This is a genomic window from Halobacillus sp. KGW1 (assembly GCF_001592845.1).
Taxonomy (GTDB): Bacteria; Bacillota; Bacilli; order Bacillales; family Halobacillaceae; genus Halobacillus.
The window spans coordinates 54485-66575 of the sequence record NZ_LSOC01000001.1 but is presented as its reverse complement, the minus strand read 5'-3'; the positions used below and the strand labels follow the sequence as shown (position 1 = coordinate 66575).

14 protein-coding genes are annotated in these 12091 nt (G+C 46.0%); 2 read left to right on the top strand and 12 right to left on the bottom strand.

Annotated features, from left to right (window positions below; all coding sequences use genetic code 11):
* Positions 1-389: 389 nt before the first annotated feature.
* Positions 390-611, bottom strand: coding sequence for a hypothetical protein (locus AXG56_RS00445; RefSeq protein ID WP_008634240.1), 222 nt, complete (start codon positions 609-611; stop codon positions 390-392).
* A 117-nt stretch (positions 612-728) separates the two neighbouring features.
* On the opposite strand from AXG56_RS00445, the gene pdaB reads away from it, so the two are divergent.
* Positions 729-1487 (top strand): polysaccharide deacetylase family sporulation protein PdaB, encoded by a 759-nt coding sequence (pdaB, locus tag AXG56_RS00440; RefSeq protein WP_062512765.1) that lies wholly within the window; start codon positions 729-731, stop codon positions 1485-1487.
* Between the two features lie 35 nt (positions 1488-1522).
* Here pdaB and AXG56_RS00435 read toward each other — a convergent pair whose 3' ends face one another.
* Complete coding sequence (locus AXG56_RS00435; protein WP_008634244.1) at positions 1523-2128, bottom strand: KinB-signaling pathway activation protein; 606 nt, start codon at positions 2126-2128, stop codon at positions 1523-1525.
* Between the two features lie 135 nt (positions 2129-2263).
* Here AXG56_RS00435 and gerD point away from each other — a divergent pair, with 135 nt between their 5' ends.
* Positions 2264-2914, top strand: coding sequence for a spore germination lipoprotein GerD (gerD, locus tag AXG56_RS00430; RefSeq protein WP_008634247.1), 651 nt, complete (start codon positions 2264-2266; stop codon positions 2912-2914).
* Between the two features lie 44 nt (positions 2915-2958).
* Here the strand turns inward: gerD and AXG56_RS00425 are convergent, their stop codons facing one another.
* The 10 genes from AXG56_RS00425 to rpsI all read right to left on the bottom strand — a co-directional run bounded on the left by AXG56_RS00425 (position 2959) and on the right by rpsI (position 12072).
* Positions 2959-4011, bottom strand: a complete 1053-nt coding sequence (locus tag AXG56_RS00425; RefSeq protein ID WP_008634249.1) for an Mrp/NBP35 family ATP-binding protein — start codon at positions 4009-4011, stop codon at positions 2959-2961.
* An 80-nt stretch (positions 4012-4091) separates the two neighbouring features.
* On the bottom strand, positions 4092-4814 hold the full coding sequence (gene cwlD / locus AXG56_RS00420) for an N-acetylmuramoyl-L-alanine amidase CwlD (protein ID WP_008634252.1): 723 nt from the start codon (positions 4812-4814) through the stop codon (positions 4092-4094).
* A 183-nt stretch (positions 4815-4997) separates the two neighbouring features.
* Complete coding sequence (locus AXG56_RS00415; protein ID WP_062512764.1) at positions 4998-6059, bottom strand: galactitol-1-phosphate 5-dehydrogenase; 1062 nt, start codon at positions 6057-6059, stop codon at positions 4998-5000.
* 18 nt (positions 6060-6077) lie between these two features.
* Complete coding sequence (locus AXG56_RS19605; RefSeq protein WP_201029298.1) at positions 6078-6242, bottom strand: hypothetical protein; 165 nt, start codon at positions 6240-6242, stop codon at positions 6078-6080.
* A 21-nt stretch (positions 6243-6263) separates the two neighbouring features.
* Positions 6264-7295 (bottom strand): zinc-binding dehydrogenase, encoded by a 1032-nt coding sequence (locus AXG56_RS00410; protein WP_062512761.1) that lies wholly within the window; start codon positions 7293-7295, stop codon positions 6264-6266.
* A 14-nt stretch (positions 7296-7309) separates the two neighbouring features.
* Positions 7310-8569, bottom strand: coding sequence for a galactitol-specific PTS transporter subunit IIC (locus tag AXG56_RS00405; RefSeq protein ID WP_008634257.1), 1260 nt, complete (start codon positions 8567-8569; stop codon positions 7310-7312).
* A 42-nt stretch (positions 8570-8611) separates the two neighbouring features.
* Entirely contained in the window at positions 8612-8896 is a 285-nt protein-coding gene (locus tag AXG56_RS00400) for a PTS sugar transporter subunit IIB (RefSeq protein WP_008634259.1), read from the bottom strand.
* Complete coding sequence (locus AXG56_RS00395; RefSeq protein ID WP_008634262.1) at positions 8896-9384, bottom strand: PTS sugar transporter subunit IIA; 489 nt, start codon at positions 9382-9384, stop codon at positions 8896-8898. Before AXG56_RS00395 ends, AXG56_RS00400 begins: the two co-directional genes overlap by 1 nt.
* A gap of 39 nt (positions 9385-9423) precedes the next feature.
* Positions 9424-11463, bottom strand: a complete 2040-nt coding sequence (locus tag AXG56_RS00390) for a BglG family transcription antiterminator (protein WP_062512759.1) — start codon at positions 11461-11463, stop codon at positions 9424-9426.
* Positions 11464-11679: 216 nt separating this feature from the next.
* Complete coding sequence (rpsI, locus tag AXG56_RS00385; protein ID WP_008635956.1) at positions 11680-12072, bottom strand: 30S ribosomal protein S9; 393 nt, start codon at positions 12070-12072, stop codon at positions 11680-11682.
* Between the last annotated feature and the right edge of the window lie 19 nt (positions 12073-12091).

Here is a 12091-nt window from a genome sequence, read left to right as displayed (position 1 = left end):
ATGTGCTTGTTTGAATTCCCTCTATATAATAGAAAGAATGTTTGACGTACTGGTTGGTTCGTTCAGTTTTCAAAGATCGAATTACGTTGTCTGCTCTGTTCGGAGCGACTTTATTATCTTATCATCGAATGTTGTTTGTGTCAACAACTTTTTCAATGTTTTGTTTGATGTCGTTTTGGCGACAAGTAATAATTTATCATGCCTGCCTTGTTTCGTCAACAACTTTTTTCAATGTTTTTAAAATTGATTTTTCGTTGTTGTTTTCCCGACAACGTTTAATAATATAGCACATAATTCAAAAGGATGGCAATAGCTTTTTTGAAATTTCATCAAAAAACTGTAATGATCGCACGAAATAAGAAAAGCCCTTTAATAGAAGGGCTCTTAGACTAGTTGTGTTTTTTCTTCCTGGGCATATATTGCATACATTCCTGTCTTGTGGCAAACCGACGAAAGATTTGAAACAGAACTTCATACCGGTCCTCCATCGCTCTCTTAAGTCCTTGATCAATACGGTGATCGCCAAGATCGAATATGATCTCATCCATTTCCCGCTTCAATAAATATTCAATCTCCCGTTTCTCTTGTTCATCAATCATTAGACCGTGCATGCAGAAACCTCCCTATTAGCAACTCTCTTTATTTTTACCCCTTTTTCATTACTTTTAGCATAGGTTGTCCTTTTTTTCATATGTATAGAACATATTGGAAGGAAGGAGATACCTGCAATGAGCTTCTACACATGGAAAGCAGAACGTCTCAAACGTTATGGAATCGTTGTTGTCCTTGCTCTGTTCTGCGCCCTTCTGCTTTGGGTCGGGCAGTGGAGCCAACTTGCTGTGTTTTCCAACAAGGGGGAGGCACGAGCCTTAACTCAAGGGAGTGAAGAACAGTCCCATGTTGCTTTGACTTTCAACATCAGCTGGGGTACGGATAAAGTGCACGACATACTGGAACAATTGAAGGCGCACGAGGTACAGGCCACCTTCTTCTTAAGTGGAGAATGGGCGGAAAGGCATCCCGACATCGTTGCAGAAATCCAAGAAGGAAACCACGAAATCGGAATGATGGGCTACACCTATGAGAGTTACGTGGAAAAGGAACCTGAACAAGTAACATCCGATCTCCAACAAGCAGATGCGGTCTTTGAAAAGCTTGGGTTGGGCGAAGTAAAATGGATCCGTCCCCCGCACGGCCACATAGATAAAGAAGTTCTATCTTTAATTGAGAAATCGGGAATGCAGGCCGTTCAATGGAGTCTAAACCCAAGGGATTGGGAGAACCCGGGAACGAACGCAATCATTGATCAAGTTCTAAAGGAAAGTTCTAAAGGAGATATTATCCTTCTGCACGCTTCCGATTCCGTCAAACAGACACCGAAAGCGCTGGAAGTAATACTTCCGGGGTTAAAGCAAAAGGGCCTTAAATTTGTAAGTATCACCGAAATGGTCAGCGGCGGAGAATCAGAAACGACTCAGGTGGAATAAAAGAAGGCCGCTGGATGAACAGCGGCCCTCTTTCATTAAGACATATTCTCATCCGTGCTGCGTGTTAAACGGTGCAACAGCAGAAGTTGATAGGCATTACAGACGAATAGCGGAAAAATCATAAGCCATATATAATCCTTCCCCCCTGCATTTAATGCCGGCACCCATTCAATGGAGGTCACGACTACCATAAAGAACAAACCAGGTATGAAAGCCGTACGGTTTGTCTCTTTTGCTTTAATATACGCAATAATTGCTCCGGCAGTAAATAACCCTGCAGCCGTTCCTATGTAAAACCAAATCGAATCACCTGAATCCGACCCCTGGTAGCGGAAATATACCAGGTCAAATAATGTAAACGCAATCAAAAATACTTGCGCCGGAACCCATAAACTACGGAAGAAGCCTTTACCGAATTGGTTGACCGTCAAGTATGCAAAGAAGCCCATTTGACTGATAACACTGAATATAAACCCGAGTCCACTGAAAAACAACAGCAAACCGAACAACTCAAACAGCTGAAAAGGCTGAAGTACCTCTGCATAAGATTCCCTCTTGATCAAGAAGCTAAGGAGAAGCGTTAACCCTCCACCAATCATTAAAGTCGTAAAAAATAACCGGACCCACTTGCGACTATTCACTAAATGATCCCCCTATATCAAGTCATTTCCAAATTCATTCTATCATGAAAAACCTCCATTTTTGCCCAGCCGCATAAAAATAGTCGAAAAGTAAATAGTAAACACAAGGAGAACTTATGAAAGGGGACATTCCTTATGTCCAGACTCCGCATTTTGTGTACCGTCCTGCTTCTCTCTGTTCTGGCCGCTTGCAGCGGTGCTTCCGGAGCGAGCGAACAGGCGGATTATGACACAACCAAGAAAATGATGGTTGATATATTGAAGTCTGATGACGGTAAAAAAGCGATGCAGGAAGTACTTTCTGATGAAAAGATGCAGCAGTCTATGGCACTCGATTCGGAGGTTGTATCGAAAGCTGTTCAACAGACACTTGTTTCAGAAGAAGGAAAAGCCTTCTGGAGCAAATTGTTTTCCGACCCTAAATTCGTTCAGGAATTCAGCAAAGTCCTTGAAGAACAGCAGAAGGATTTAATGAAAGGTCTAATGAAGGACCCGGAATACCAAAAGCTGATGATCGAGCTTTATAAGAACCCTGAAATGATGGATCAAATGGTTACCGTCATGGAAGGACAGAAATTCCGTGAGCATTTGCAGAAAACAATAGAGGAAACCATCAACAGTCCGGTTTTCCAAGCGAAAATGAGCGATACGCTGTTGAAAGCTGCTGAGAAGATGAAGAGCGAAGAATCGGCCGGGTCTTCCGGATCCGGGTCTTCAGGTCAGGAGCAAAGCGGTCAAACCGAAGGCGAAAAGCAAAGTGAAGATAATTCGCAGTCCTCGTCTTAACGCAGTAAAAACCACACGACCTGTTAGGTCGTGTGGTTTTTCTGTTAATACTTATCGATTACTTTAGCAGCCATATTCCGATAAATCATACCGATTGGATGATCTGTTTGGTACACAGAAGGTGCAAATACATCTTCTTCTTCGTACGGCTGTTGAAGTGGTATGTGGCCAAGAACAGCTGTTTGCAGCGTTTCTGCCAGCTTAACCCCGCCTCCACGTCCGAAGACGAATTCTTTATTTCCGGTTTCTTTGCTTTCAAAGTACGCCATATTCTCGACGACTCCTAATATTTCATGCTCTGTCTTCAATGCCATCTGCCCTGCACGAGCAGCAACGAAAGCTGCAGTCGGGTGCGGTGTCGTTACAATAATCTCCTTAGAGGAAGGAAGCAGCGCGTGTACATCAAGCGCAACATCCCCGGTTCCAGGCGGAAGATCGAGAAGCAAGTAATCCAGATCGCCCCACTCCACCTCTTTAAAGAAGCTTGTAAGCATTTTACCAAGCATCGGACCACGCCAGATGATCGGAGAGTTATCTTCAACGAAGAATCCCATGGACACGACTTTGACGCCGAAGCGTTCAACCGGGATGATTTTTTCCCCGCGGACGACCGGGCGTTCTTCCACGCCCATCATATCAGGAACGCTGAAACCATATATATCAGCATCGATAATCCCGACTTTTTTCCCGAGACGAGCCAGTGCGACAGCGAGGTTGACAGTAACTGTCGATTTCCCGACGCCGCCTTTTCCGCTGGCAACGGAAATGAACTTCGTGTCCGCATCATTTCCCAATAGGGACTGCTCTTTTGCTTTTTCCGCTTCCGGCTGGAATCTGTTCAGGACCTCTTCCGGCAGCTGATCGAATCGGAGGCCGACAGTTGCCGCGCCTTCTTTCTTCAAAGCGTTGACGATCTGCTGCTGCAGCTCCATCTGTTCAGCGGTATTCGTCTTGCCGATTAACAGCTTGACGCTGACGTGGTTCTTTTCTTCTTTAATTTTTATTTCTTCGACTCCACCGGTTTCTTCCAGCGTTTTATGTAAAAACGGATCTTCGATTGAGTGAAGGACTTCGAGTACTTTTTCTTGAGTCAACAAACCGTTTCACCATCCCTTAAAAAATGTTTCCTGTTGTTAGTATAACATATGTGAAACGCTTTCTAAGGGATTTGCCTATATCAGTCAGGAGAAGGATATTCACGTTCCGTCACGAAGCGGAGCACACCTTGGTAGACAGATGCAGCCACCTTTCTCTGATAGTCTTCCGTCTTCAACAGTTCCCGCTCTTGTTCATTGGACAAGAAGCCCGCCTCTACCAGTGCCCCCGGTGCTTCTATGTGCTTTAAAATGTAAATGTTGGTTAACCCCATAGCTTCTCTCGTCGTATTACCAATATTCGAACGGATTTCGTCCTGAATAAATTTCGCTAATTGTTCACTCTCTGAAACGTCCGGATTATAGAAGGTTTGTGCACCTTTCCATTTGGGGGAAGGAATAGCATTCAAATGTAAGCTCAAATAAAAGTCCGCTTCTTTATCCTTTACAAATTGTACCCGCTTCTTAATATCCTCCGCTTTCCTTCGCGATAAACTTCCGGCCGCTTCTGAGGATAAATCCTCATCATCATACCTTGTCAAATAGACGATGGCACCTGCTTGCTGCAGATAATCACGGACGTATTCCGCCAGCCGGAGGGTAATTTCTTTTTCCTGTGTCCCATCTGTCCCCTCTGCTCCTCCGTCCGGTCCCCCGTGGCCCGGATCAAGGACGACCACTTTGCCAGACAGTGGAGAAGACCAGACTGTCCAAGCATCCTTCGCTTCCTGCAGCGGATAGGAAACGGCACAGACAAGAATAACGATCCCTGCCAACCAAAAAAATGTCTTCATTCTTCGTATCATTGCGCTCTCACTCCCTTGTACTCCTCCCTACATCAACTATATGGGACGAGAACAGGGATTATGTAAAGGAAGCAAATAAAGACGGAGAAACAGACTCCCACATAAATGTGCAGTACCACCTGAACCTCAAAATCCCTTTCCTCAATAAACAGCAAAAGGACCGCAGGAAGCGGCCCTTTTCATTTAAGGTTGCCCATTCGGATGGAAAAGCACCTTAATAAACGATTGATCACTGCTATTCTCAATGAGATGTTCAAATAAGAGCGGCCCTTCTTCGAGTGCGAGACGATGAGAGATAAGCGGTTTAACGTTCAACTGCCCTGTCTGCATATAGTGCAGGGTAGCATCCCATTCTTTCCCGGGAAAAGGACTGGAAATGGCGTTCCAGGATCCGATCACTTTCAGCTCATTCCGGACAATCTTTTCAAAATAAAACCGCTTCAGCTCTACATCGGCATAGGGAATTCCCATATAGAGAACCTCTCCTCCTTTTTTCGGAAGAGCAAGAACCTGTTCAGAAGTTATTGGAGAACCGGCACATTCTACAGCAAGATCGACACCTTGCCCGACTGTCCAATCAGCTGTTTGTTCGTGAGCAACCGCGTTTCTTGAATGGACTACTTCATCCGCTCCTACGCGTTTCGCAACGGCTAGCTTCTGATCATCAATATCAATCGCAATCACTTTAGCTGCTCCAAATATCTTCGCCCATTGTATTGCAAGCAGCCCAATACTCCCACATCCTACGACAGCCACACTTGATCCAGGCTGAAGACTGGTTCTGTAGAAACCATGAGCCACAACAGATGAGGGTTCAATCATTGCAGCGGCATCATAATCGACTCCCTCAGGAAGGGGAAGGACATTAGAAGCAGGAAGTGTTACATATTCGGCATATGCTCCTGGATGCCGGGCCCCTATGAGAGTCAAATGCTCGCATTGGCTCAAGTCGCCCTTCAAACAGCTGACACATTCCCCGCAGCAGAAAGTCGGACAAGCTGCCACACGGTCTCCGGGAACCATAGTATTGACATCACTGCCCACTTCCACCACTTCCCCTGCAAACTCATGACCGAACGTCATTCCTTCTACATAAGGACCCAGCTTCTTATATCTTGATATATCAGATCCGCATACGCCTACAGCCTTTACTTTAATGACGACGTGATCTTCCCTGTTCAATACTGGAGCAGGCCTCTCTTCATATCGGATATCCTGGGTTCCATAAAGATTCAAGGTTTTCATTGGAGTCACCTTTTTCATCTATAGATTTTCCGTTTCTTCTACGGATCTGGACGGCCGTTTCTTCCTTACTTGCCAAACAGCTGCCGCAACGATGAGCGTGTTAAAGATCATTTGATGCTCGAAGTAGACGTCGCCGACCGACCGCATCGGGCCCAGCATAAAATCCAGCCATGCATCGACCATTGCATCCCCCACCTTTCTTCCTTAATCAACCGGCGTCAGAAGAACCTTGATCGCTTCTCCTTTTTTTATCACATCATATGCTTGATCCCATTCCGTAATGGGGAATTCATGTGTCACCAATGACTGCGCGTTTACGCTGCCACTGTTCATCAACTCAAGGGAAGGTTCCCAATCCGCCGACTTCTGACTTCGGCTTCCTACGACACGAATCTCCTTCTGAATGATCTTCTCTAAATTAAATGGAATCTCAGGTTTCGCAAAAATTCCAATTTGTCCGTACTGCCCTTTTTTCTTCAGTAAATCCAATGCCATGTTCGCAGCCGGCACCGCTCCGGAGCATTCATATACGACGTCTGCACCATATCCACCGGTCAAATCTTCGACCAGTTCCTTCAAATTACTCTCCTGAATATTAATCGAGTAATCGATTCCCAGCTCCTGTGCTTTATCAAGCCTTATCTTATCGTGGGATAGTCCAGCTGCTATAACGACAGCCCCCCGGCTCTTTGCAACTTGGGCGGTGAACAACCCAATCGGCCCCGGACCGATCACGACCACAACATCCCCTTTGGTGATTTCCGTTTTTGCAACGGCATGATAGGTACAGGCGAGCGGTTCTGTCATCGCACCAGATCGAAAATCTACATGGTCGGGGAGATGGTGGACGCTTTCTTCCCTCGCAATTAAATACTTGGCAAATCCTCCATCCTGCTGTGTCCCCAGACCTTTTCGGTGATTGCAGAGATTGTAATCACCACTCCTGCAGTATTTGCATTCCCCACAGATATAGAAGGTGGTCTCTGACGTGACTCGATCACCCTCCTGAAATGATGTCACTCCATCACCGACATCAACGACGACCCCGGAAAATTCATGACCCAGTGTAACTGGAACGCCTACTTTATAGTGACCTTCATACGTGTGTATATCAGAACCGCATATTCCGGTATATTTCACTTCAATTTTCACTTGGGCAGGTCCAACCGACGGTTCCTGTTTATCCTGAACGAGCAGGTGGCCATGGCCCAGTTCTGTTTTCACAAGTGCTTTCACCTTTTATCCCTCCATTAATTGAAGACGCTGAATACTTTAAAGATGACCCAGTTCACCAGGTTTCCCCCTTGGTCAATGCTCGATATCTTTGCTGATCCTTCCGGCATGTCAAAATTAGAATTCACTGCCATTTCCGTGAATACCGGGGCCACATCGGTCGCCATATAAAGGGATAAAGCAATCATCACCGTACCGACGATGACGGAGTGGACGATATTCCCCTTGGCTGCACCGACAATGAAAGCAACGACAAACGGTATGGTAGCCAAGTCTCCGAAAGGAAGGAGCGCATTTCCCGGAAGGATGACTGCAAGCACCACAGTGATCGGCACAAGAATAAGGGCTGTTGAAATGACTGCTGGATGCCCGAGTGCGACCGCAGCATCAAGGCCTATGTAAATCTCTCTGTCACCAAAGCGTTTGGACAGCCATTCCCGTGCAGATTCTGATACAGGCATAAGGCCTTCCATCAAGATTTTGACCATACGTGGCATAAGAACCATGACGGCCGCCATCGCCATGCCGATTTCGATGACATCCCCAACACTGTATCCAGCCAATATTCCGATTGCCGCCCCTAGAAAGAGTCCGATGAAAATCGATTCACCGAAGATTCCAAAACGCTTCTGAATCGTCTCCGGGTCGGCATTCCAATTCTTCACTACCGGCACTTTATTCAACAACTGTACCAGGAAAATTCCCGGCGCGTAGGAAATCGTACTGCCTGTAGCGACCGAAACACCGGGAAGGTCGAAAAATTTACTGACCATCGGAGCTGTCCAGTCTGCTACTTTCAAACAAACAACCTGGAAGATAACTGCGGCGATCAAGCCTTGCACAATGCTGCCGGAAATGGCATAGACCATGGCAGCCATGAATGTATAATGCCAGAAATTCCAAATATCCACGTTCATCGTTTTCGTCGTCTTCGTCACCAGCATGATGACATTAACGACAAGGCCGAGCGGAATGATAAACGCAGCTACGATGGAGGCCCACGCAATAGATGAAGAAGCCGGCCATCCTACATCAATGACGTTCAATTCCACTCCAAGCCGATCGACCATCCCCTGCGCTGCCGGCCCCAGGTTGTTAACAAGGAGATCGACGACGAGGAATATACCTACAAAAGCTACTCCTATCGTCAGTCCGGAACGGAACGCTTTTCCTGGCTTTTGTCCGAACAGTAAACCTAGTAAGAAGATGGCAACAGGAAGAATGACTGTTGCCCCCAAATCCAAAAATCCTTGTACGATGTCGACGAAACCCTGCATGTAAAGTCCTCCCTCGATTCTATCCACCGGCGAGCATGCCGGTTACTTCTGCAACTCCTGTAAAATTTCTTTCTTCGTCGCCTCTGTTCCAATTCCAGTCAGGAATGAACGTGCATTAATTACCGGAAAAGGGTATTCTTTTTGAGTCATAGCTGTTGTGACAAGCAGATCTGCTGTATCGACATAGCCGCCTACTTCCGCAATTTTTATTTGAACCAGGTCTACGCTCAAATTGTTTTCCTTCGCCATTTCTTCAATGGCCCCGTTCACGACCGTCGATGTTGCAATCCCCGCTCCACACGCTACCAATACTTGTTTTTTCGCCATTATGATTTCTCTCCTTCTATAGCATCAAACGCAAGTTTCTGTTCCAATAAACGCCGGATGCCTGATTTGTTTTTTTCTTCCAGGATCAATCGTAAAATTTCTTCGTTTTGAAAAACTCCCATGAGCTGTTGAAGCAAAGAAAGCTGGGAGTGGGCTTCGTCCATAGCCAACAGAAAGACAATACGGACTGGGATCGTTTCCTCTCCATCCCCCATTACACCGAACTCCACTGCTTCTTTCAGTACTCCCACACTTATCGTCTTCCGGAGCACATGCTCCACATCGGTATGCGGAATGGCGACAGCGACTCCGGCAGTCGGTAACCCTGTTGCATATTCCTCTTCCCTTCGGATGATGGCGGGCGGAAAACTCTCCTTGACCAACTTTAAATCCACAAGGTTCCTACTCATTGCCTCGAGCACTTCTTCCTTGCATCCCGCATCCAGATCTAATAAAATGACTGATTCATTAAAATAAACATTACTCATCCTATTCACCACATTATCCATAAAATATTGTTCCGGACACTACACAGAATGACGCATGATCACTTCCTGTATATCTTTAGGTTTCCCCTCACGAATGAGGCGTTCCCGATCTTCCTCCTGCCCGGCTAAGCTCAATAACTGCATCAAACCGTTCATATGCTTCTTCTTATCCACCGCCGCGATCACGACCATCATATGAACGGTCTCCTCTGTATTAAACGAAACACCTGAACGGACGACCAACAAACTCATTCCGGTTCGTGCTACACCATCTTCAGGCGCTGCATGGGGAATAGCAACGTGCGGGGCGATGATGATGTATGGATCTCTCACCTGCTGCCGCATCGCCTCGACATAACTTTGTTTGATAAAGCCATGCCTGATCAACGGTTCGGATGCAATAGACAGTGCTTTCTCCCAAGAGTCCACATATTCCACTACTTGAATGTGATCGATCGGAAGGAAATCTTCCAGGTGAAGCGGAACGCTCTCCACCCTCTGCTTGATTACTGATTCCTCTTCCCGATGCACATAAACGCTCAACGTTTCCTTCAAAGCTTTCTCATCGTGGATCGTTGTGTGATTGCGGATAATATCCATCAAGTGATCCACACGGATATCATTCATCACATAACCTTGAACCTCCATCATGACCTGCTTTCTTAACCGCAGTCGATCGTCCTGATCAAGGTATGGTTTGCATTGAATGACTTTATCCTCTCCTTCTAGCGGTGAGGTAGAGAAAACAAGCGTGTAATCCAACTCACACCTCCAATACTCTCGGACCGACAAAGAGTCGAGGAAAACAAATTCAGGAAACAACTCCGACAATTGATTAAACAACAGTCGTGAGACGGACACGCCTTGAGGACAGACGACAACAGCTTTTACTTTCTCTTTCATGCTCTCTCCCTGCCGCGTCATCCAACCGCCGATTAACATCGTCATAAAAGACAATTCATTATCAGGAATGTCGGCCCCGATGTACCCCTCCAATGGACGCACAGAGCGTCTGACCAAATGGTGCACTTCTTTTAATTCTTCCGTAATCGAATCATGAATCACCTGCGTCTCTGTCAGTCCATACTTGATCCTGTAATAAGCAGGTCGGATGTGCTGGAACAGCTTATCCGATAAAAGGCTTCTATTCTGAAAATGAACGCAGGCGCCCCGTTCAAAAAGACGGATCATTTGTTCTATAACCGGGGGCAGCGTCGTTAATGGATCTGTCGGTGCAAGCTCTTCGGATCGATACACATTGGTGGTTAAGAGATAGAGACTTAAGAGGAGACGCTCTTCATGGGTGATATGCTCTTTCAATATATCTCCGACCGCTCGATATTCTTCAGACCGGATGATGTCTTGATGGTTCCCGGATAAAGACTCAATGATATATCCGTCTTCCATTCTTCTAATGTTTAGTGCCAGCAAATAAGGTAGCGCTTCCATTTTTTCGTCTGTAAACTGAATGTTGAGCTTTTCTTCAAACGCATCAATGATATCCTTATATCTGCTCAAATCATCCGGTGACAACAAAGTCATGGCTTCCACTTTTCCTGAACCATTCAAGGCTATCCAGTCACTAACAACCTTATGGAGAACACGGCGAATCTGAATTTCCGGTCCTTCCAATACGTATCCAGACTTCCTCGAATAGTTAATGGTTATATGGTACCTGTCAAGGAATGACTGCGCCTGTTTCATATCACTCAAGATGGTATTCTTACTGAAGTCGAGTTCATAGGTGAAGTGATTCAACGACAGCTCACTCCGAGTAAGGAGCATGAGAATAATCAAGGAAACGCGCTGCTCCTCAGACAAGACGACGGCATCCATTTCAGGTTTCTGATCCTTATTGACCTGCGCGAAAATCGAGTGGTCGATAATGAACTGTCCTTGTCTGGTACGCTCTATTTCAGGAAGGCGGTGTGATGCAAGCCAATCATTAATCTTATTGAAACTGTAGCCAAGCTGCCTTCTTGTCAGTTGGTATTTCTTTTCGAGCGTCGTACTGGTGACCCTGGGGTTGCCTACTATTTCTTGAAGAATCCTGTGACTTCTCTCATTGAGTTCCACCATCTATCCTCCCTCCACGATTTCATTGTAGCACCTGAAACAACAACGTTGTATCCGCTTTCATCCCAAGATAGTGAGCTGTTCATGTACATCATAGGGATGAACACAATTAAGCTGCGGTGATTAATCCTAAAGCAAACGAACGTAAATACAGAAAGTTTGCAAACAAAAAAAGCCATCCTTCCTCTTGGGAAAGATGGCTTTTGTACGTTCGTACGATTAACGCTTGGAGAATTGTGGAGCGCGACGTGCACCTTTAAGACCGTATTTCTTACGTTCTTTCATACGTGCGTCACGAGTCAATAGACCAGCGCGTTTAAGTGTTGTACGGTATTCAGGATCCGCTTGTAAAAGAGCACGAGCGATTCCGTGACGGATCGCACCAGCTTGTCCAGTGAATCCACCACCATGTACGTTTACGTGTACATCGTAGTTACCTTCTGTTTCCGTAACAGCTAGAGGCTGCTTCAGAATTACACGAAGTGTTTCGTATGGGAAAAAGTCTTCAGCATCACGTTTGTTTACTACTACACGACCAGTTCCTGGAACAAGGCGTACGCGAGCAGTGGAGCTCTTACGACGTCCAGTACCTGTATATTGTACTTGTGCCACTTTAGATTACCTCCTTTAA